The organism is Staphylococcus sp. HL28, from assembly GCF_021117155.1.
Lineage (GTDB): Bacteria > Bacillota > Bacilli > Staphylococcales > Staphylococcaceae > Staphylococcus > Staphylococcus warneri.
Genome location: NZ_CP088218.1, coordinates 2,339,837 through 2,361,140, shown reverse-complemented (window position 1 = coordinate 2,361,140; position 21,304 = coordinate 2,339,837). Strand labels below are relative to the sequence as shown.

Annotated in this window: 17 protein-coding genes, 1 tRNA gene, 3 rRNA genes and 1 other RNA gene; all 22 read left to right on the top strand. The window is 37.0% G+C overall.

Annotated elements, in window-relative coordinates; translation table 11 throughout:
- Window positions 1-52 precede the first annotated feature (52 nt).
- The 22 genes from LPC11_RS11555 to rsmI all read left to right on the top strand — a co-directional run bounded on the left by LPC11_RS11555 (window position 53) and on the right by rsmI (window position 21,109).
- A tRNA-Ser gene (locus LPC11_RS11555) sits at window positions 53-145 on the top strand.
- 295 nt (window positions 146-440) lie between these two features.
- Window positions 441-1,877 (top strand): PTS system trehalose-specific EIIBC component, encoded by a 1,437-nt coding sequence (gene treP / locus LPC11_RS11550; protein ID WP_023374595.1) that lies wholly within the window; start codon window positions 441-443, stop codon window positions 1,875-1,877.
- Window positions 1,878-1,951: 74 nt separating this feature from the next.
- Window positions 1,952-3,589, top strand: a complete 1,638-nt coding sequence (gene treC / locus LPC11_RS11545; RefSeq protein WP_023374596.1) for an alpha,alpha-phosphotrehalase — start codon at window positions 1,952-1,954, stop codon at window positions 3,587-3,589.
- Window positions 3,590-3,614: 25 nt separating this feature from the next.
- Window positions 3,615-4,349: a trehalose operon repressor gene (gene treR / locus LPC11_RS11540; RefSeq protein ID WP_023374597.1), complete on the top strand. Its 735-nt coding sequence runs from the start codon at window positions 3,615-3,617 to the stop codon at window positions 4,347-4,349.
- A 91-nt stretch (window positions 4,350-4,440) separates the two neighbouring features.
- An RNA gene (gene ffs / locus LPC11_RS11535) (signal recognition particle sRNA large type) lies at window positions 4,441-4,710 on the top strand.
- 157 nt (window positions 4,711-4,867) lie between these two features.
- Window positions 4,868-5,398, top strand: coding sequence for a GNAT family N-acetyltransferase (locus LPC11_RS11530; protein ID WP_023374598.1), 531 nt, complete (start codon window positions 4,868-4,870; stop codon window positions 5,396-5,398).
- A 70-nt stretch (window positions 5,399-5,468) separates the two neighbouring features.
- Window positions 5,469-7,169, top strand: coding sequence for a DNA polymerase III subunit gamma/tau (gene dnaX / locus LPC11_RS11525; protein WP_041613826.1), 1,701 nt, complete (start codon window positions 5,469-5,471; stop codon window positions 7,167-7,169).
- Window positions 7,170-7,258: 89 nt separating this feature from the next.
- Entirely contained in the window at window positions 7,259-7,576 is a 318-nt protein-coding gene (locus LPC11_RS11520; RefSeq protein ID WP_017638322.1) for a YbaB/EbfC family nucleoid-associated protein, read from the top strand.
- 4 nt (window positions 7,577-7,580) lie between these two features.
- Window positions 7,581-8,177, top strand: coding sequence for a recombination mediator RecR (recR, locus tag LPC11_RS11515; RefSeq protein ID WP_002466890.1), 597 nt, complete (start codon window positions 7,581-7,583; stop codon window positions 8,175-8,177).
- 471 nt (window positions 8,178-8,648) lie between these two features.
- Window positions 8,649-10,201, top strand: a 16S ribosomal RNA gene (locus LPC11_RS11510).
- A 380-nt stretch (window positions 10,202-10,581) separates the two neighbouring features.
- Window positions 10,582-13,503 (top strand): 23S ribosomal RNA (locus LPC11_RS11505).
- 70 nt (window positions 13,504-13,573) lie between these two features.
- Window positions 13,574-13,688 (top strand): 5S ribosomal RNA (gene rrf, locus LPC11_RS11500).
- Together the 16S, 23S and 5S rRNA genes form the textbook arrangement of a ribosomal RNA operon.
- 409 nt (window positions 13,689-14,097) lie before the next feature.
- Window positions 14,098-14,625, top strand: a complete 528-nt coding sequence (locus LPC11_RS11495; protein ID WP_002465699.1) for a GNAT family N-acetyltransferase — start codon at window positions 14,098-14,100, stop codon at window positions 14,623-14,625.
- Between the two features lie 44 nt (window positions 14,626-14,669).
- A complete protein-coding gene (locus LPC11_RS11490) occupies window positions 14,670-16,007 on the top strand; it encodes an Orn/Lys/Arg family decarboxylase (protein ID WP_023374600.1) in 1,338 nt (445 codons plus the stop codon).
- Window positions 16,008-16,009: 2 nt separating this feature from the next.
- Window positions 16,010-16,621 (top strand): dTMP kinase, encoded by a 612-nt coding sequence (gene tmk / locus LPC11_RS11485; protein WP_023374601.1) that lies wholly within the window; start codon window positions 16,010-16,012, stop codon window positions 16,619-16,621.
- Window positions 16,622-16,655: 34 nt separating this feature from the next.
- Entirely contained in the window at window positions 16,656-16,985 is a 330-nt protein-coding gene (locus LPC11_RS11480; RefSeq protein ID WP_002451717.1) for a cyclic-di-AMP receptor, read from the top strand.
- A 125-nt stretch (window positions 16,986-17,110) separates the two neighbouring features.
- Window positions 17,111-18,037 carry a DNA polymerase III subunit gene (locus LPC11_RS11475; protein WP_023374602.1) on the top strand — a complete coding sequence of 309 codons (927 nt, stop codon included), beginning with the start codon at window positions 17,111-17,113 and terminating at the stop codon, window positions 18,035-18,037.
- A complete protein-coding gene (locus tag LPC11_RS11470) occupies window positions 18,038-18,841 on the top strand; it encodes a PSP1 domain-containing protein (RefSeq protein ID WP_023374603.1) in 804 nt (267 codons plus the stop codon).
- Window positions 18,842-18,857: 16 nt separating this feature from the next.
- Complete coding sequence (gene yabA, locus LPC11_RS11465) at window positions 18,858-19,205, top strand: DNA replication initiation control protein YabA (protein WP_002465715.1); 348 nt, start codon at window positions 18,858-18,860, stop codon at window positions 19,203-19,205.
- A 96-nt stretch (window positions 19,206-19,301) separates the two neighbouring features.
- Entirely contained in the window at window positions 19,302-20,027 is a 726-nt protein-coding gene (locus LPC11_RS11460) for a tRNA1(Val) (adenine(37)-N6)-methyltransferase (RefSeq protein ID WP_023374605.1), read from the top strand.
- Entirely contained in the window at window positions 20,020-20,268 is a 249-nt protein-coding gene (locus LPC11_RS11455) for a GIY-YIG nuclease family protein (protein WP_002465713.1), read from the top strand. The genes LPC11_RS11460 and LPC11_RS11455 overlap by 8 nt, the downstream gene beginning before the upstream one ends.
- 1 nt (window position 20,269) lies before the next feature.
- Window positions 20,270-21,109, top strand: a complete 840-nt coding sequence (gene rsmI / locus LPC11_RS11450) for a 16S rRNA (cytidine(1402)-2'-O)-methyltransferase (protein WP_023374606.1) — start codon at window positions 20,270-20,272, stop codon at window positions 21,107-21,109.
- Window positions 21,110-21,304 lie beyond the last annotated feature (195 nt).

The following is a 21,304-nucleotide window of genomic DNA, read 5'->3' as shown; positions in this document are numbered from 1 at the left end:
AAAAGAATTGACTTTTAATGAACACTATTATATGATTATTATTGTGTTCAATGGAGGAATACCCAAGTCCGGCTGAAGGGATCGGTCTTGAAAACCGACAGGGCCTTAACGGGCCGCGGGGGTTCGAATCCCTCTTCCTCCGCCATTAGAATTTTAAATCCAAGACTAATAGATATAAAAGGCAAGTATTCATTATATGATGAGTATTTGCCTTTTTTATTTGCCTTTTGAAAATGCCTCTCTTTATATTACTACGTTAAGACGGAGCTGAACACTGTCATATTGATAGTTCTATAAGCTTAATGAAGCAGTAGTCCCAAATTGAAAAGTGACTCATTTGTGTCTTTTAACTGAAATATTAAAGCAATTTACTTGAAAGCCTTTACATAACTTGTCTAGACAAGTTATACTCTGAGTAAGAAAACAAAGGAGTGAAGGCTATGGCTGTAAAAAAACAAGATGTAAAAGCCATTGTAGATGCAATTGGGGGAAAAGATAACCTTGATACGGCAACACACTGTGTAACAAGATTACGGTTAGTATTAAAAGATGATAATAAAGTAGACAAAGATGCGCTAAGCGATAATCCATTAGTAAAAGGACAATTTAAAGCAGATCATCAGTATCAAATTGTTATTGGTCCGGGAACGGTAGATGAAGTTTATAAACAATTTGTAACAGAGACAGGGACAGAAGAAGCTTCTAAAGACGACGCTAAACAAGCTGCAGCTAAAAAAGGGAATCCAATTCAAAGATTGATTAAATTATTGGGGGATATATTTATACCAATCTTACCAGCGATTGTAACAGCTGGGTTATTAATGGGGATTAATAACATTTTAACTATGGAAGGTCTATTTGGACCTAAAAAATTAATAGAAATGTACCCACAAATTGCGGATATTTCAAATATTATTAATGTCATCGCAAGTACTGCTTTCATTTTCTTACCTGCATTAATTGGTTGGAGTAGTATGCGTGTATTTGGAGGAAGTCCAATTTTAGGATTGGTATTAGGGCTTATCTTGATGCATCCACAACTTGTATCACAATATGATATAGGTAAAGGCCATATACCAACTTGGAATTTATTCGGCTTAGAAATTAAGCAACTTAATTATCAAGGACAAGTTTTACCAGTCCTATTAGCAACATATGTATTAGCTCAATTAGAGAAAGCACTAAACAAAGTGGTACATGATTCTATTAAGATGCTCGTCGTTGGTCCAGTAGCATTATTGATTACTGGTTTCCTAGCATTTATAGTTATAGGACCTATTGCTTTAATATTAGGTACAGGTATTACAAATGGTGTGACTTATGTATTTGAACATGCAGGCTGGTTAGGTGGCGCGTTATATGGTTTATTATATGCACCACTGGTAATTACAGGTTTACATCACATGTTCTTAGCTGTTGATTTCCAATTAATGGGTAGTAGTTTAGGCGGTACATATTTATGGCCAATTCTAGCGATTTCAAATATTTGTCAAGGTTCAGCGGCATTTGGTGCATGGATTGTCTATAAACGTAAGAAAATGGTTAAAGAAGAGGGCCTTGCATTTACTTCAGGCATTTCAGGTGTGTTAGGTGTAACTGAACCAGCTTTATTCGGTGTGAACTTGCCATTGAAATATCCATTTGTTGCAGCTATTCTGACTTCAAGTGTACTAGGTGCTTTCATCGGTGCTCACAAAGTATTAGGTAGTGTTGGTGTAGGTGGTTGGCCTGCATTTATCTCAATCAAAAGTGAATTTTGGTGGATTTATCTTCCAGCTACATTAATAGCGACAGTTGTCCCAGCTGTATTAACAATAGTATTTTCAAGATTTAGTAATCAAAAAGCTAAAAAGATGGTCGACACATCTAATTCATAAAAAAGTAAAGCGTTCAAGTTGATAAACCTCTGAGCGCTTTTTATTTTCATACAATACATAAAGGTGGTTTAACAATGAGTGAACAAGACTGGAGAAAATCAGTTGTTTATCAAATATATCCCAAATCATTTAATGATACGACGGGCAATGGTGAAGGTGATTTAAGAGGTATTATTGAGAAACTAGATTATTTGCAATTTTTAGGTGTAGATTATATATGGTTAACGCCTATTTATGAATCACCTATGAACGATAATGGTTATGACATTAGTGATTATCTAACTATTAATGAACGATTTGGTACTTTAGAAGATTTTAAAATTTTAGTGAAAGAAGCACATCAACGAGATATTAAAGTGATGATGGATATTGTGATTAACCATACATCAACAGAACATCAATGGTTTAAGGAAGCCATTCAATCAAAAGATAGTCCTTATCGAGATTATTATTTCTTTAGACATTCTGAAGATGGGCCACCCACAAATTGGGAATCCAAATTCGGAGGAAATGCATGGCAATATGATGAAAAGAGTGATGAATATTATTTGCACTTATTTGATGTTACTCAAGCAGATTTAAATTGGGATAATCCAGACGTTAGACAAGCCTTATATCAGATTGTCAATTATTGGATTGATTTCGGTGTGGACGGTTTCCGATTTGATGTAATTAATCTTATTTCCAAAGGTGAATTTAAAGACTCCGACAAAATCGGAAAAGAGTTTTATACGGATGGACCAAAAGTGCACGAGTATCTACATGAATTGAACCAACATACATTTGGTGATAAGCATATGATGACAGTCGGTGAAATGTCATCTACTACCATTGATCACTGTATTAAATATTCTAATCCAGAAAGAAAAGAATTGAGCAGTGTATTTAATTTCCATCACTTAAAGGTAGATTATCCTAACGGTGAAAAATGGGCTAAAGGTAGTATGGATTTCCAACAACTTAAAAAGATATTGATGGATTGGCAATTAGGCATATATGAAGGTGGTGGTTGGAATGCGATATTCTGGTGCAATCACGATCAACCACGTGTAGTTTCACGATTCGGGGATGATAATACGGAATCTTTACGTCAAGCAAGTGCTAAGACATTAGCCATTGCGCTACACATGTTACAAGGAACGCCATATATCTATCAAGGGGAAGAAATTGGTATGACTAACCCTCATTTCAATTCGATAGACGCATATAGAGATGTAGAATCATTAAATGCATATGATTATTTGAAAAATCAAGGATATAAAGAGCAAGAAATTCTAGAAATATTAGATCAAAAATCACGTGATAATTCCCGTACACCAATGCAATGGAATGCATCGAATCATGCAGGTTTTACAACTGGTGAACCTTGGATCGATATTCCTCAGAACTATCAATATATTAATGTGGAACAAGCAATGAAAGATTCTGAGTCTATTTTACACACATATAAAACATTGATTTCGTTAAGACATCATCACGATATAATAACTTATGGTAATATTGAACCAATGTATATGGAACACGAACAATTATTTGTATATCGTCGTCATTATCACAACCAAATTTGGCTGATTATAGCTAATTTTTCTAAAGAAACTGTAACGCTACCTGAAGATTTAAATGTCTCAGGTAATGTGATTATTCAAAATGGTACATTAGAACAACGTCAAATGTCAGGATTTGGTGCAATTGTAGTTGAAACTGCGAAGTAATTTTATGTAAAAAGAGGATCTCAACATGGCTCAAAAGAAATTCATTTCCATTTATGAACAGTTAAAAAATCAAATTTTATCAGAACAATACCAATATGGTGATCAAATACCGTCAGAGAATGAATTGGTAACTACTTATGGAACATCTAGAGAAACGGTTCGTAAGGCACTTGAGTTGTTAGCGAATGATGGCATGATTCAAAAGATTAGAGGAAAAGGGTCTGTTGTTATATACCAAGGTATCACTGAATTTCCGTTTTCAGAGTTGATTAGTTTCAAAGAGGTACAAAATCAATTAGGTTTGAAACACCAAACCGAACTTATTGTTAATGAAGAAGTTAGAGCGGGCGATTATGAAAGAGTGAGGTTAGCATTAGGATTAAAAGCTGATGAAAGATTGATTCATGTTATTCGTACGCGTTCTATTCAAGGCAAGGTGAAAATATTAGATGAAGATTTTTTCTTGAAATCTGTAGTTAAATCTATTACTGCTAGCGTTGCCAAGCAATCTATATATGACTACTTAGAAAATGATTTAGCGTTAGATATTAGTTATTCAAGTAAATCTATTACCTTTGAACCATTTTCAAAATTAGACTATGAGATGTTTGGTGATATAAAACCTCCTTATACGGCGACAGTGCGAAGTACAGTATATTTAAAGGATACGACGCAGTTTCAGTATAATATATCTAAACATCTTGCGACTGAATTTAAATTTAAGGAGTTTTCAAGACGCCGAGAGAATTTATTACAATAGAGGCGAAGCGGAACGAATTTAGGATAGATATTCATAGTTGTAAGATTTTAAGCTTGCAAACATAATAGGAATTATAGTATTATAAATCTTACCGTGCTAGGTGGGGAGGTAGCGGTTCCCTGTACTCGAAATCCGCTTTATGCGAGACTTAATTCCTTTGTTGAGGGCGTATTTTTGTGAAGTCTGCCCGAAGCACGTAGTGTTTGAAGATTTCGGTCCTATGCAATATGAACCCATGAATCATGTCAGGTCCTGACGGAAGCAGCATTAAGTGGACTCTCATATGTGCCGTAGGGTAGCCGAGATTTAGCTAACGACTTCGGTAACGTTTGTGATATACGTTCGATACAAAGGTGCACGGTTTTTAAATTGATAAATAATAATATCGAATATAGATTTGAGCGACTTATGTGATGAGTCGCTCTCTTTTTTTATAAATAGATAAATGTGACATAATTTGATAAAGTTATAACGATAAAACAAACGAAATAGTTAATGACATATATGGTGGTGTAAAGATGCAAATCTATTTGAGTACCTTAACAGAAGTGGACTATGAAGAATCGTTAAATAGTATTGAAGCAAATTACGATGAACAGCCGGAAGCAAGTTGGCAGGAAAAAGCGCTTGTTAAAACATTAAGAAAGTCAGATGACTATAATTATGAGCTAGAGGTTATAGCGAAGAACGAGCAAAATGAAGTGATTGGACATATCATGCTTGTCGAAGTCAGTGTGATTTCAGAAGAGAAAACATATACCGCTTTGACAGTTGCTTCATTATCAGTAAAAAAGGAATTAAGAAATCAAGGGTTAGGTAAAGCACTAGTCCAAGCTGTTGAAGAACGTGCGAAGTCAGAAGGGTATACTACAATTATAGTTGATCGAGAAACATCGTACTTTACTCAATTAGGATATCAAGTAGCAAATGAATATGATTTATATTCTAAGGATGAAGATGTCACACAGCCTTTATTAGTGAAGTTTCTATGGGATAATTTAACAGATCAACCAAGTGGACAAGTAAAATATCCAAGTATTATGCGTTAAAGAATTTTTATTGATGAACAGGCTAGCACAAATGATATAATAGAGAGTAATTGCAAACGGAGGTGCTAAGGTGAATTATCAAGCGTTATATCGTATGTATCGTCCTCAAAGTTTTGATGATGTCGTTGGACAAGAACATGTAACTAAAACTTTGCGAAATGCGATATCTAAAGGGAAACAATCCCATGCCTATATATTTAGTGGCCCTAGAGGAACAGGAAAAACAAGTATTGCTAAGGTGTTTGCTAAAGCTATTAATTGTACAAATAGTACAGATGGAGAACCATGTAACGAGTGTGCGATTTGTAAAGGTATCACTCAAGGAACTAATTCTGATGTGATTGAAATAGATGCTGCGAGTAACAACGGTGTTGACGAGATCAGAAATATTAGAGATAAAGTTAAATACGCACCAAGTGAATCTGAATATAAGGTTTATATTATTGATGAAGTTCATATGTTAACGACAGGTGCTTTTAACGCGTTATTAAAAACATTAGAAGAACCACCAGCACACGCAATTTTCATATTAGCTACGACTGAACCGCATAAAATTCCACCAACTATTATTTCAAGAACGCAAAGATTTGATTTTAAAGCTATCAGTTTAGAACAAATTGTCGAACGTTTGAAATACGTAGCTGATTCACAGTCATTACCTTACGATGATGAGGCGCTAGAATTTATTGCTAAGGCCTCTGAAGGTGGTATGCGAGATGCGCTGAGTATTATGGACCAAGCTATTGCTTTTGGAGATGAACATTTAACATTGCAAGATGCGTTAAATGTTACGGGTAGCGTGGATGAAGCGTCTTTAAATGAATTGTTTAAAGATGTAGTTAAAGGAGATGTCAAGGCATCATTTACGAGATATCATCAGTTTGTTACTGAAGGAAAAGAAGTCAATCGTTTAATAAATGATATGATTTATTTCGTCAGAGATACAATTATGAATAAAACATCTAATCAAGACGTTGAATATGACGCACTTCTTCATTTTGACTTGGACACCCTATATCGCATGATCGATATTATCAATGACACATTAGTATCTATACGCTTTAGTGTGAATCAAAGCGTTCATTTCGAAGTGTTGTTGGTAAAATTAGCTGAAATGATTAAAGCTAAACCAGAAACAGTGCAAAATGTTGCTACGACGCAAGTTGCTACAGAACCTAACAATGATGTTTTATTACAACGTATGGAACAATTAGAGCAGGAATTGAAAGTACTAAAATCTCAAGGTATAGCTACGTCAGGACAAACACAATCACCGAAAAAACCAGTCAGAAGTCAGCAACGCTCAAAAAATGCATTTTCTATGCAACAAATTGCTAAAGTTCTAGATAAAGCTAATAAAGATGATATCAAACTACTCAAAGATCATTGGCAAGAAGTCATTGATCATGCTAAAAACAATGATAAAAAGTCTTTAGTAAGCTTACTTCAAAATTCAGAACCAGTAGCGGCAAGCGAAGACCATGTGTTAGTGAAATTTGAAGAAGAGATACACTGTGAAATCGTTAATAAAGACGATGAAAAACGTAATAATATAGAAAGTGTAGTTTGCAATATCGTTAATAAAACAGTCAAAGTAGTAGGTGTTCCTTCAGATCAATGGTTACGTGTAAGAGCAGAATATCTTCAAAACAGAAAACATGATCAACATAATGAAGCGGAAAAAATAGAAACTGAGCCAGAACAAGAAGATGTGGCACAAAAGGCAAAAGATTTATTCGGAGAAGAAACAGTACATATGATAGATGATTAGCTACACATGACAAGGCTAATATTCGTATGTATAATATAAACAAAGTTATTATTTAAAGAATTAAAGGAATTACAAGGAGGAAATAGATTATGCGCGGTGGCGGAAATATGCAACAAATGATGAAACAAATGCAAAAAATGCAAAAGAAAATGGAACAAGAACAGGAAAAATTAAAAGAAGAACGTGTAGAAGGTACAGCTGGTGGCGGTATGGTTACTGTAACTGTTACTGGACATAAAGAAGTAGTAGATGTACAAATCAAAGAAGATGCAGTAGATCCAGATGACGTTGAAATGTTACAAGATTTAGTATTAGCAGCTACTAATGAAGCGATGAACAAAGCTGACAAGTTAACACAAGAACGTTTAGGTAAACATACTCAAGGCTTAAATATCCCTGGAATGTGATAACATGCATTATCCAGAACCTATATCCAAACTTATAGATAGTTTTATGAAATTGCCAGGCATTGGTCCTAAGACCGCTCAACGTCTGGCATTTCACACATTAGATATGAAAGAAGATGACGTAGTTCAATTTGCGAAAGCACTCGTAGATGTAAAGCGTGAACTTACCTATTGTAGTGTGTGCGGACATATAACTGAAAAAGATCCTTGTTATATTTGCGAAGATAAACAAAGAGATCGCTCGGTGATTTGCGTCGTTGAAGATGATAAAGATGTTATTGCAATGGAAAAAATGAGAGAGTTTAAAGGTTTATACCATGTTCTACATGGCTCGATATCACCTATGGATGGTATAGGCCCTGAGGACATTAATATACCAGCATTGGTTGAACGCTTGAAAAATGATGAAGTTAAAGAGTTAATACTCGCTATGAACCCAAATCTTGAAGGTGAATCAACAGCAATGTATATTTCTCGTCTCGTCAAACCAATAGGCATTAAAGTAACTCGTTTAGCACAAGGATTATCTGTTGGTGGAGATTTAGAATATGCAGATGAAGTAACGTTATCTAAAGCGATAGCAGGTAGAACCGAAATGTAGCAATGAGCACTGATACATAATGTGTCAGTGCTTTTTATTTTCTTTAATAAAATGTCAAAAAGTTAAAGTTTGGTTATAGGTGAGAAGAAGAAGTATATTACGATGAAAATCAAAGGGTTGTTATTTCAAAACCGAACTTTTATAATAGACATCATTATATTATACGAAATTAGTGATGCCAAGAGATTTAGACGGTTAAGAAAGTGTAAATTTTACTGTTGTTAAAAGTTTTGAATGTCTGTATAGTATATATTTGTTGAGCGAAACAAAACGCAAACAACACAAATCACTTCAAAAATTATTTATAAAAAGTTATTGACTTTCGAGTTTATAAGGCGTATAATTAATTCTTGTCGGTAAAAGAAATGAACATTGAAAACTGAATGACAATATGTCAACGTTAATTCCAATAATGTAACGAAAGTTACAACAATTAATTTAGTTTTATGAGCTAATCAAACATCATAATTTTTTATGGAGAGTTTGATCCTGGCTCAGGATGAACGCTGGCGGCGTGCCTAATACATGCAAGTCGAGCGAACAGATAAGGAGCTTGCTCCTTTGACGTTAGCGGCGGACGGGTGAGTAACACGTGGATAACCTACCTATAAGACTGGGATAACTTCGGGAAACCGGAGCTAATACCGGATAACATATTGAACCGCATGGTTCAATAGTGAAAGGCGGCTTTGCTGTCACTTATAGATGGATCCGCGCCGTATTAGCTAGTTGGTAAGGTAACGGCTTACCAAGGCAACGATACGTAGCCGACCTGAGAGGGTGATCGGCCACACTGGAACTGAGACACGGTCCAGACTCCTACGGGAGGCAGCAGTAGGGAATCTTCCGCAATGGGCGAAAGCCTGACGGAGCAACGCCGCGTGAGTGATGAAGGTCTTCGGATCGTAAAACTCTGTTATCAGGGAAGAACAAATGTGTAAGTAACTGTGCACATCTTGACGGTACCTGATCAGAAAGCCACGGCTAACTACGTGCCAGCAGCCGCGGTAATACGTAGGTGGCAAGCGTTATCCGGAATTATTGGGCGTAAAGCGCGCGTAGGCGGTTTTTTAAGTCTGATGTGAAAGCCCACGGCTCAACCGTGGAGGGTCATTGGAAACTGGAAAACTTGAGTGCAGAAGAGGAAAGTGGAATTCCATGTGTAGCGGTGAAATGCGCAGAGATATGGAGGAACACCAGTGGCGAAGGCGACTTTCTGGTCTGTAACTGACGCTGATGTGCGAAAGCGTGGGGATCAAACAGGATTAGATACCCTGGTAGTCCACGCCGTAAACGATGAGTGCTAAGTGTTAGGGGGTTTCCGCCCCTTAGTGCTGCAGCTAACGCATTAAGCACTCCGCCTGGGGAGTACGACCGCAAGGTTGAAACTCAAAGGAATTGACGGGGACCCGCACAAGCGGTGGAGCATGTGGTTTAATTCGAAGCAACGCGAAGAACCTTACCAAATCTTGACATCCTTTGACCGCTCTAGAGATAGAGTCTTCCCCTTCGGGGGACAAAGTGACAGGTGGTGCATGGTTGTCGTCAGCTCGTGTCGTGAGATGTTGGGTTAAGTCCCGCAACGAGCGCAACCCTTAAGCTTAGTTGCCATCATTAAGTTGGGCACTCTAAGTTGACTGCCGGTGACAAACCGGAGGAAGGTGGGGATGACGTCAAATCATCATGCCCCTTATGATTTGGGCTACACACGTGCTACAATGGACAATACAAAGGGCAGCTAAACCGCGAGGTCAAGCAAATCCCATAAAGTTGTTCTCAGTTCGGATTGTAGTCTGCAACTCGACTACATGAAGCTGGAATCGCTAGTAATCGTAGATCAGCATGCTACGGTGAATACGTTCCCGGGTCTTGTACACACCGCCCGTCACACCACGAGAGTTTGTAACACCCGAAGCCGGTGGAGTAACCATTTATGGAGCTAGCCGTCGAAGGTGGGACAAATGATTGGGGTGAAGTCGTAACAAGGTAGCCGTATCGGAAGGTGCGGCTGGATCACCTCCTTTCTAAGGATATATTCGGAACATCTTCGTAGAAGATGAAGGAATAACATTGACATATTGTATTCAGTTTTGAATGTTTATATAACATTCAACATATCTTCTTTTTCAAAGAAAGCGATTCGCAGACAATGCGTTGAGTTACTTTAAAGCGGAGTTTACTAGAGTAAATGAGTATTTAAAGTAATGATAACAAAGCAGTATGCAAACGCTTGACTGGAAATAGAACTTGTACATTGAAAACTAGATAAGTAAGTAAAATAGATTTTACCAAGCAAAACCGAGTGAATTAGAGTTTTAAAGCTTGAATTCATAAGAAATAATCGCTAGTGTTCGAAAGAACACTCACAAGATTAATAACGCGTTTCCTGTAGGATGGAAACATAGATTAAGTTATTAAGGGCGCACGGTGGATGCCTTGGCACTAGAAGCCGATGAAGGACGTTACTAACGACGATATGCTTTGGGGAGCTGTAAGTAAGCGTTGATCCAGAGATTTCCGAATGGGGAAACCCAGCATGAGTTATGTCATGTTATCGATATGTGAATACATAGCATATCAGAAGGCAGACCCGGAGAACTGAAACATCTTAGTACCCGGAGGAAGAGAAAGAAAAATCGATTCCCTGAGTAGCGGCGAGCGAAACGGGAAGAGCCCAAACCAACAAGCTTGCTTGTTGGGGTTGTAGGACACTCTATACGGAGTTACAAAAGTATATATTAGACGAATCATCTGGAAAGTTGAATCAAAGAAGGTAATAATCCTGTAGTCGAAAATATATACTCTCTTGAGTGGATCCTGAGTACGACGGAGCACGTGAAATTCCGTCGGAATCTGGGAGGACCATCTCCTAAGGCTAAATACTCTCTAGTGACCGATAGTGAACCAGTACCGTGAGGGAAAGGTGAAAAGTACCCCGGAAGGGGAGTGAAAGAGAACTTGAAACCGTGTGCTTACAAGTAGTCAGAGCCCGTTAATGGGTGATGGCGTGCCTTTTGTAGAATGAACCGGCGAGTTACGATTTGATGCAAGGTTAAGCAGCTAATGTGGAGCCGTAGCGAAAGCGAGTCTGAATAGGGCGTTTAGTATTTGGTCGTAGACCCGAAACCAGGTGATCTACCCTTGGTCAGGTTGAAGTTCAGGTAACACTGAATGGAGGACCGAACCGACTTACGTTGAAAAGTGAGCGGATGAACTGAGGGTAGCGGAGAAATTCCAATCGAACTTGGAGATAGCTGGTTCTCTCCGAAATAGCTTTAGGGCTAGCCTCAAGTGATGATTATTGGAGGTAGAGCACTGTTTGGACGAGGGGCCCTTCTCGGGTTACCGAATTCAGACAAACTCCGAATGCCAATCAATTTAACTTGGGAGTCAGAACATGGGTGATAAGGTCCGTGTTCGAAAGGGAAACAGCCCAGACCACCAGCTAAGGTCCCAAAATATATGTTAAGTGGAAAAGGATGTGGCGTTGCCCAGACAACTAGGATGTTGGCTTAGAAGCAGCCATCATTTAAAGAGTGCGTAATAGCTCACTAGTCGAGTGACACTGCGCCGAAAATGTACCGGGGCTAAACATATTACCGAAGCTGTGGATTGTCCGTAGGACAATGGTAGGAGAGCGTTCTAAGGGCGTCGAAGCATGATCGCAAGGACATGTGGAGCGCTTAGAAGTGAGAATGCCGGTGTGAGTAGCGAAAGACGGGTGAGAATCCCGTCCACCGATTGACTAAGGTTTCCAGAGGAAGGCTCGTCCGCTCTGGGTTAGTCGGGTCCTAAGCTGAGGCCGACAGGCGTAGGCGATGGATAACAGGTTGATATTCCTGTACCACCTAGTATCGTTTTAATCGATGGGGGGACGCAGTAGGATAGGCGAAGCGTGCTATTGGATTGCACGTCCAAGCAGTAAGACTGAGTGTTAGGCAAATCCGGCACTCATAAGGTCAAGCTGTGATGGGGAGAGGAAATTGTTTCCTCGAGTCGTTGATTTCACACTGCCAAGAAAAGCCTCTAGATAGATAACAGGTGCCCGTACCGCAAACCGACACAGGTAGTCAAGATGAGAATTCTAAGGTGAGCGAGCGAACTCTCGTTAAGGAACTCGGCAAAATGACCCCGTAACTTCGGGAGAAGGGGTGCTCTTTAGGGTTAACGCCCAGAAGAGCCGCAGTGAATAGGCCCAAGCGACTGTTTATCAAAAACACAGGTCTCTGCTAAACCGTAAGGTGATGTATAGGGGCTGACGCCTGCCCGGTGCTGGAAGGTTAAGAGGAGTAGTTAGCTTCTGCGAAGCTACGAATCGAAGCCCCAGTAAACGGCGGCCGTAACTATAACGGTCCTAAGGTAGCGAAATTCCTTGTCGGGTAAGTTCCGACCCGCACGAAAGGCGTAACGATTTGGGCACTGTCTCAACGAGAGACTCGGTGAAATCATAGTACCTGTGAAGATGCAGGTTACCCGCGACAGGACGGAAAGACCCCGTGGAGCTTTACTGTAGCCTGATATTGAAATTCGGCACAGCTTGTACAGGATAGGTAGGAGCCTTTGAAACGTGAGCGCTAGCTTACGTGGAGGCATTGGTGGGATACTACCCTAGCTGTGTTGGCTTTCTAACCCGCACCACTTATCGTGGTGGGAGACAGTGTCAGGTGGGCAGTTTGACTGGGGCGGTCGCCTCCTAAAAGGTAACGGAGGCGCTCAAAGGTTCCCTCAGAATGGTTGGAAATCATTCATAGAGTGTAAAGGCATAAGGGAGCTTGACTGCGAGACTTACAAGTCGAGCAGGGTCGAAAGACGGACTTAGTGATCCGGTGGTTCCGCATGGAAGGGCCATCGCTCAACGGATAAAAGCTACCCCGGGGATAACAGGCTTATCTCCCCCAAGAGTTCACATCGACGGGGAGGTTTGGCACCTCGATGTCGGCTCATCGCATCCTGGGGCTGTAGTCGGTCCCAAGGGTTGGGCTGTTCGCCCATTAAAGCGGTACGCGAGCTGGGTTCAGAACGTCGTGAGACAGTTCGGTCCCTATCCGTCGTGGGCGTAGGAAATTTGAGAGGAGCTGTCCTTAGTACGAGAGGACCGGGATGGACATACCTCTGGTGTACCAGTTGTCGTGCCAACGGCATAGCTGGGTAGCTATGTATGGACGGGATAAGTGCTGAAAGCATCTAAGCATGAAGCCCCCCTCAAGATGAGATTTCCCAACTTCGGTTATAAGATCCCTCAAAGATGATGAGGTTAATAGGTTCGAGGTGGAAGCGTGGTGACACGTGGAGCTGACGAATACTAATCGATCGAAGACTTAATCAAAATTTATGTTTTGCGACGCAAAATCATTTTACTTACTATCTAGTTTTGAATGTATAATACATTCCATTTGTCTGGTGACAATGGCAAGGAGGTCACACCTGTTCCCATGCCGAACACAGAAGTTAAGCTCCTTAGCGCCGATGGTAGTCGGACTAACGTTCCGCTAGAGTAGGACGTTGCCAGGCAAATAAAAGGATGCGATGAGCCGCATTGAGACCGCAAGGTCTCTTTTTTTATGCCTAAAAATAAGAAAGTCAACGCAGAGCAAATGCGTTTAGACGATGAATTGAAGAATGAGCGCAGCGAGCTTAGTCGAGCTAAGTGAGTACGTGAGAGATGAAAATGAAGAAGTATAAGCGTATTTCTCTCAAGTTGAAAAAGGTCCTTAGCGCCGAAGGTAGCAGACTAACGTTCTAAAGCAAAACAGTGAGGGATTTTTAAATTTTTGAATATTGACAAATACCCAAAGGCCTTAATGGCCTCTTTTTTATGTTCTAACACTTAACTTATCGATTAAATTTAATGGAAAAACCTTGAAATGATTTACATTTAAAACAAAATTCAATACTATCGTATTTAAAGGAGTGCTTTAAAATGATCATTAGAGCTTTAGAAAAAACAGATTTACAGTATTTGCATAATTTGAATAATGAATATTCAATTATGTCTTATTGGTTTGAAGAGCCTTATCAATCATTGAGTGAATTAGAATCGCTATACCAAAAGCATATTTTAGATGAATCGGAAAGACGATTTGTTATTGAAGAGGATCAACAATCCATTGGTGTTGTTGAGTTATTAGAAATTAATTTTATACATAGAACTTGTGAAGTATTGATAATAGTTGACCCACAATTTGCGAATAGGGGTTATGCGAAAAAAGCGTTCAAGATGGCAGTAGATTATGCGTTTTTAGTGCTTAACATGCATAAAGTATATTTATATGTAGATGTAAATAATGAGAAGGCAGTACATATTTATAAAAGTAATAACTTTGAAATTGAAGGAAAATTAAAAGAACATTTCTATACAAGAGGAGAATACAGAGATTGCTATGTCATGGGGCTATTAAAACGAAATTGGGTTAATCAACAAGATGATGATTTATCTCACATAAGATAGTCTGGATTAGTAAATATGTACATTTAAGTGAAAAGAGTGATGATTTGACTTTACCAATACAAAAAAAATTACATGAATTAATATCACAACAAAGTATTTCCATGCATGTGCCTGGTCACAAAAATATGACTATAGGTCAGCTGGAATCATTGGATTTGAAAATGGATATGACTGAAATTACTGGATTGGACGATTTACATCATCCAGAAGATATTATTTTAGAAAGCATGACAAAGTTTAATAAACATCGAGATTACGATGCTTATCTATTAGTCAATGGTACTACTTCTGGGATTTTATCTGTAATTCAAGCTTTGGCTTATGAGTCAGGAAACTATTTGATACCTAGAAATGTACATAAATCAGTTTTTCATGGATTGGAATTAGCGAATCAAAAAGCGACTTTAACAAACATGAAGGTAAGTTCAACATCCTATCACTATATAGCACCTAACTTGAAAGGTTTAGATTTGAGTCAACATAAATTAGCGATTATGACTTATCCCAATTATTATGGAGAAACTTACTCAATTCAAACTGATATAGACTTATTGCATTCTAATAATGTTCCAGTACTCGTTGATGAGGCACACGGTGCACATTTCGGTTTAGATGGATTTCCTAATTCTACATTAAATTATGGTGCTGATTATGTAGTTCAGTCTTATCATAAAACATTACCTGCACTTACAATGGGATCGGTGTTATTTATACATAAAGATGCCCCTTATAAAGAAAGCATCAAACAATATTTATCTTATTTTCAAACGTCTAGCCCATCATACTTAGTCATGGCAAGTTTGGAGTTAGCACAAACATTTTATCAAAATTATAATAGTGACTTATTTTTTGAAAAAAGACATACCCTTTCTAATGTTTTAAATAGTAAAGGATTTATTGTTAAAGAGGTTGATGACCCATTAAAAATGTTGATTTCTTACCCAGGTTATTCTGGATATGAAATTCAAAAATGGTTTGAGAAGGAACATATATTTGTAGAGTTAGCAGACGAATATCAAATCTTATTTGTATTACCGCTATGGCATAAAGATGATAAATATCCTTTTGAGATATTAAGAGACAAAATTAAAAGTATGGTCTTACCGAAAGTAAAGAAAGATGTGTTGATATACCCACAGCTTATGACAGAAAGTGGTACATTTGCACCTATGGTATATAACAAAGTTAAATGGATTGATATTAGTCATTCAGAAGGTAAATTGTTAGCCCAACACGTAGTACCTTATCCACCTGGTGTACCTATTCTCTTTAAAGGAGAAAAAATCACCTCAAATATGATAAAATTAATAAATCAATATCAACATTCAAATATGAAAGTTGAAGGAGTAAAAGATAATCAAATATTAATTAAGGATGAATAAAAATGTCAGCATTTATAACATTTGAAGGGCCAGAAGGTTCAGGGAAAACAACCGTTTTAAAAGCTGTAGCTGAAAAGTTAGCTCAGCACTATGATGTTATATCGACCCGTGAACCTGGCGGTGTTCCAACAGGCGAAGAGATCAGAAAAGTCGTACTAGAAGGCAATCAAATGGATATTAGAACTGAAGCAATGCTTTTTGCGGCATCGAGACGAGAACATTTAGTAGAAAAAGTGATACCTGCTTTGAAAAACAATCAAATTGTTCTTTGTGATAGATATATTGATAGTTCATTAGCATATCAAGGGTACGCGAGAGGCATCGGAATTGAAGAAGTGAAAGCTTTAAACGAATTTGCAATTGATGGACTATATCCAGATTTAACGATTTATTTAGATGTATCTGCTGAGATAGGACGTGAGAGAATCCTCAGTAATCAAAGAAATCAGAATCGATTAGATCAAGAAGATATTGATTTTCATGAAAAAGTCATTGAGGGATATCATCAAGTGATACATAATGAACCAGAACGTTTTGTTCAGATAGATGCAGATCAATCAATTGAAGAAGTTGTATTAGCTACATATCAATCTATCATCAAATATTTAAAATAAATGTGATATAATAGATGAAAGAGGTGTTATAGAAATGAAGATGATTATAGCAATCGTCCAAGACCAAGACAGCCAAGAACTTTCAGACCAACTTGTCAAAAATGATTTTAGAGCAACAAAATTAGCAACAACAGGTGGTTTCTTAAAAGCTGGTAACACAACGTTCTTATGTGGTGTTAATGATGACCGTGTAGACGATTTATTATCAGTCATAAACAATACTTGTGGTAATAGAGAACAACTTGTGTCTCCTATTACACCAATGGGTGGTAGTGCAGATTCTTACATACCATATCCAGTAGAAGTAGAAGTTGGCGGCGCAACGGTATTCGTAATGCCTATTGAAGCCTTCCATCAATTTTAAATATAACTAATGTTTTTTGCACGAGACATTCGTTTATTGATGAATTGTAATATACAGTATTTAACAATTTGAGACTGCTCTTTTAGCAGTCTTTTTATATAAGTAGATATAGGAGAGATATCCAGATGGATGAACAACAACAATTAGCTAATGCTTATGCGTCAAATAAATTGTCACATGCTTATCTTTTTGAGGGCGACGATGCACAGTCAATGCGAAAGGTCGCTATTAATTTTGCTAAACTCATCTTATGTAACAATGATGAACAATGTGAAGTTAAAGTAAGTACGTTGAATCATCCTGATTTTATGTATGTCTCTAGTGAAGAAAGTACGATAAAAAAAGAAAAGATTGAACAACTCGTTCATCATATGAATCAACTACCGATAGAAGGTAATTATAAGGTTTATATTGTAGAAGATTTTGAAAAATTAACTGTTCAAGGTGAAAATAGTATATTAAAATTCTTAGAGGAACCACCTCAAAATACGATAGCAATTTTATTATCAACTAAACCAGAACAGATTTTAGACACCATACATTCAAGATGTCAACATGTCTATTTTAAACCTATAGATAAAGGTCAGTTCATCAATCATTTAGTTGATGAGTCATTGACACGTCCTGTGGCTGAGATGTTAAGTACATATACAACGCAAGCAGAGACTGCATTATCATTAAATGAAGAATATGATCTTACTAGTTTGAGAAAGACAATTATAAGATGGTGTGAGTTGTTATTAACGAATCGTTCGATGGCATTAATTGGGATTATCGATTTGTTAAAACAGGCGAAAAATCGTAAATTACAGTTGTTAACATTATCGGCCGTGAATGGATTTTTTGAGGATATCATGCACGCAAAAGTAGAAGCAAATAGTGAATATATATATAGTGATTTGAGTGTTGAGATAGAAAAGTATGCAAAGCATTTAACATATAACCAACTTATATTGATGTACGATCAATTGACAGAGGCACATAAAAAGTTAAATCAAAATGTAAACCCAACACTTGTATTCGAACAAATAGTGATTAAAGGTGTGAGATAGATGCCAGATGTAATAGGTGTCCAGTTTCAAAAAGCTGGAAAGTTAGAATATTATGCACCTAAAGATTTACAAATTGAAATGGACGATTGGGTAGTAGTGGAATCTAAGCGAGGCATAGAAATAGGGTTAGTAAAAATGCCTATGAGAGCTGTAGATGATGGGGATGTTTCCCTTCCATTAAAAGAAGTAATGAGAAAAGCGACACAACAAGATATTGATACCTACAATAATAATGCAATGGATGCTGAGATGGCACTTGCACTATGTAAAGAGGTTGTAGCACAACAGGAATTGGATATGAGATTAGTTAATTGTGAATATACATTAGACAAATCAAAAGTCATTTTCAATTTTACTGCTGACGATCGTATTGATTTTAGAAAGTTAGTAAAAGTATTAGCACAAAACTTGAAAACGAGAATAGAATTAAGACAGATTGGTGTGCGAGATGAAGCTAAATTATTAGGTGGTATAGGACCATGTGGACGCTCTTTATGCTGTTCAACTTTTTTAGGCGATTTCGAACCGGTGTCTATTAAAATGGCTAAAGACCAAAATTTGTCACTCAACCCTGCTAAAATTTCAGGCGCATGTGGACGCTTGATGTGTTGCTTAAAATATGAAAACGATTATTATGAAGAAGCACGTGCTCAATTACCAGACGTAGGTGACTCAATTGAAACGCCTGATGGTAATGGCCAAGTAGTCGGATTAAATATCTTAGATATATCTATGCAAGTTAAAATAGATGGTATGGAACAACCATTAGAATATAAAATGGAAGAAATTGAAGCATTTAATTAAGGAGGTTTAACCACCTTTGAATCGTAATGAATTATTTGAAAAATTAATGCGCTTAGAAACAAACATGAACCAGCTTAATCAAGATATGTTAGATTTAAAAGATTTAGCTGTAGCATTGGTTGAAGAAAATGTAGCGCTTCAAGTAGAAAATGATAATTTAAAACAATTAATGGATAAGAGCGAAAGTTCAAATTCTGAAACTGTAAACCCACACCATATGAAACATGTGAAGAAGCCACTGCCTAGTAAAGATAACTTAGCAATGTTATATAAAGAAGGATTTCATATTTGCAAAGGTGAGTTATTTGGCAAACATAGACAAGGTGAAGATTGTTTACTTTGTTTAAATGTATTAAGTGATTGAACTATGTTGATATAAGAAAGAAGATAGGGATGTGTTATGAGTAGACGATGATAGAGACTACGTTATAACAGCGTCCCTTTTTTAGGAGAAAGATAAATGTTAAAGGATAATGAGAGGTTAGACTTACTAATCAAAGAAGATTTGAAAATTATTCAAAATGATGATGTATTTTCATTTTCAACTGACGCTTTGTTGTTAGGGAATTTTACCGAAATTAGAAAAAAAGACAAAATTATCGATATCTGTTCTGGCAACGGCGTTATACCATTGCTCCTTTCCCATAAAGGTAGCCAGACTATTGAAGGGATTGAAATTCAACAACAACTTGTGGATATGGCACAGAGAAGTTTTAAGTATAATCAATTAGATGACCGATTAATTATGCATCATATGGATGTCAAAAATGTATATCATTATTTCAAACCCTCACAATATACGGTTGTTACATGTAATCCACCATATTTCAAAGATAATCAGTTGCATCAACATCAAAAAGAAGCACATAAAATTGCTAGACATGAAATCTTATGTAATTTAGAAGATTGCTTAATGGCTGCTAGGCATTTATTAAAGCAAGGTGGAAGAGTATATATGGTACATAGAGCTGAAAGAATGATGGATGTACTAACTGAAATGAGACGAGTTAATATTGAACCGAAGCGGCTAACGTTTGTTTATAGTAAGCATGATAGAGATGCACAAACGATATTAATTGAAGGCAGAAAGTCAGGAAATCAAGGCTTAGATATTACAAAGCCATTTTATATTTATCAAGAAGATGGCACGTACTCAAAGGAAATGAAGGGTATATATTATGGATAAACATTTTGTATATATCGTAAAATGTAAAGATGGAAGTCTTTATACAGGTTATGCCAAAGATATAAAAGCACGTGTGGCGAAACATAATGAAGGAAAAGGTGCCAAATATACAAAAATAAGACGTCCGGTAGAGTTAGTTTATCAAGAAACGTATTCTACTAAGTCAGAAGCATTGAAACGAGAGTATGAAATTAAGACCTTCACACGGCAAAAAAAATTAAAATTGATTAAAGAGGGATAGTATGACTACATTATTTTTAGTAGGAACGCCGATCGGCAATTTAGCTGATATTACATATCGTGCTATAGATACACTTCAACAAGTAGATTTAATCGCATGTGAAGATACACGTGTCACACGTAAATTATGTAATCATTATGAGATTAAGACGCCACTAAAATCCTATCATGAACATAATAAAGATCAACAGACAGACTATATGATTGAACAGTTATTGTCTGGTTTAGATATTGCATTAGTTTCAGATGCAGGCTTACCACTGATAAGTGATCCGGGATATGAATTAGTAGTAGAGGCACGACAACATGATATCAAAGTTGAAACAATACCTGGACCTAATGCAGGTTTGACAGCATTAATGGCAAGTGGGTTACCTTCATATACGTATACATTTTTAGGATTTTTACCTAGAAAAGATAAAGAAAAATTTAATGTGTTATCAGAACGAATGTATCAAAGTAGTACACTTATTATATATGAGTCGCCTCATAGAGTGACCGATACGCTAAAAGTGATTGGTAAAGTAGACCCTCAAAGACAAGTATCATTGGGACGAGAATTAACAAAGAAATTTGAGCAAATTGTAACTGCAGATGTAAATACATTATTAACTATGTTGCAAAATAATGAGATTCCATTAAAGGGAGAATTTGTCATATTAATTGAAGGTGCTGAAGCTGAAATTTCTACTATATGGTTTGACGATATGTCAATTGAAGAACATGTCGACTACTATATCAAAGAAAAGAATATCAAACCTAAAGCAGCGATTAAAATGGTTGCAGAAGATCGCCAAAGCAGAACTAGTGAAATATATAATATTTATCATCAAGTTGATTAAAGTTGTATAAGATTAAAACTTGAACAATGTTATGTGCATCAAGTGAATTAATGCAGTCTTTCAACCCCATAACGTCTTAAATTATGGTATTGTAGTAAAGATAATATTACAAGCAACTCATAGTAATAATGTATTGTAATAAGTAAGGTACAGTAAGAACGGTACACAATTGAAAAGCAAAATAAATTTAGATAT

Bases quoted from the DNA above. Each gene is read 5' to 3' on its own strand.
- LPC11_RS11480 (WP_002451717.1), top strand. From the start codon at position 16,656: ATGAAGATGATTATAGCAATCGTCCAAGACCAAGACAGCCAAGAACTT.
- LPC11_RS11460 (WP_023374605.1), top strand. From the start codon at position 19,302: ATGTTAAAGGATAATGAGAGGTTAGACTTACTAATCAAAGAAGATTTG.
- LPC11_RS11530 (WP_023374598.1), top strand. From the start codon at position 4,868: ATGCAAATCTATTTGAGTACCTTAACAGAAGTGGACTATGAAGAATCG.
- recR (WP_002466890.1), top strand. From the start codon at position 7,581: ATGCATTATCCAGAACCTATATCCAAACTTATAGATAGTTTTATGAAA.
- treR (WP_023374597.1), top strand. From the start codon at position 3,615: ATGGCTCAAAAGAAATTCATTTCCATTTATGAACAGTTAAAAAATCAA.
- LPC11_RS11520 (WP_017638322.1), top strand. From the start codon at position 7,259: ATGCGCGGTGGCGGAAATATGCAACAAATGATGAAACAAATGCAAAAA.
- LPC11_RS11495 (WP_002465699.1), top strand. From the start codon at position 14,098: ATGATCATTAGAGCTTTAGAAAAAACAGATTTACAGTATTTGCATAAT.
- tmk (WP_023374601.1), top strand. From the start codon at position 16,010: ATGTCAGCATTTATAACATTTGAAGGGCCAGAAGGTTCAGGGAAAACA.
- rsmI (WP_023374606.1), top strand. From the start codon at position 20,270: ATGACTACATTATTTTTAGTAGGAACGCCGATCGGCAATTTAGCTGAT.
- treC (WP_023374596.1), top strand. From the start codon at position 1,952: ATGAGTGAACAAGACTGGAGAAAATCAGTTGTTTATCAAATATATCCC.
- LPC11_RS11470 (WP_023374603.1), top strand. From the start codon at position 18,038: ATGCCAGATGTAATAGGTGTCCAGTTTCAAAAAGCTGGAAAGTTAGAA.
- LPC11_RS11455 (WP_002465713.1), top strand. From the start codon at position 20,020: ATGGATAAACATTTTGTATATATCGTAAAATGTAAAGATGGAAGTCTT.
- LPC11_RS11475 (WP_023374602.1), top strand. From the start codon at position 17,111: ATGGATGAACAACAACAATTAGCTAATGCTTATGCGTCAAATAAATTG.
- treP (WP_023374595.1), top strand. From the start codon at position 441: ATGGCTGTAAAAAAACAAGATGTAAAAGCCATTGTAGATGCAATTGGG.